Raw genomic sequence first — 353 nt, 5'->3', positions numbered from 1 at the left:
ATGGTGAATGTAGTTCAGTTGGTAGAGCGCCAGATTGTGGTTCTGGTTGTCGTGGGTTCGAGTCCCATCATTCACCCCATGTAGGGATATCGCCAAGCGGTAAGGCACCACACTTTGACTGTGGTATTCGTAGGTTCAAATCCTGCTATCCCTGCCATAAATGGTTCGCTAGCTCAGTCGGTAGAGCACATGACTTTTAATCATGGTGTCCCGGGTTCGATTCCCGGGCGAGCCACCAATTTAATTAAATAACGTGCAGGTGTGGCGGAATTGGCAGACGCACTAGACTTAGGATCTAGCGCCTTAGGCGTGGGGGTTCGACTCCCTTCACCTGCACCATTAATTAAATTAAT

Annotated in this window: 4 tRNA genes; all 4 read left to right on the top strand. The window is 49.3% G+C overall.

The features are described from left to right. The first annotated feature begins 3 nt into the window (after nt 1-3). Nucleotides 4-79, top strand: a tRNA-His gene (locus K5V21_RS19195). A 3-nt stretch (nt 80-82) separates the two neighbouring features. Next, a tRNA-Gln gene (locus K5V21_RS19190) sits at nt 83-157 on the top strand. Between the two features lie 5 nt (nt 158-162). Continuing rightward, a tRNA-Lys gene (locus K5V21_RS19185) sits at nt 163-238 on the top strand. A 17-nt stretch (nt 239-255) separates the two neighbouring features. After that, nucleotides 256-339 (top strand) — tRNA-Leu (locus K5V21_RS19180). Nucleotides 340-353: the final 14 nt, after the last annotated feature.

The organism is Clostridium sardiniense (assembly GCF_019753795.1).
Lineage (GTDB): Bacteria > Bacillota > Clostridia > Clostridiales > Clostridiaceae > Clostridium > Clostridium sardiniense.
The sequence above is the reverse complement of the archived record's forward strand: the minus strand, read 5'-3'. Positions and strand labels throughout refer to the sequence as shown.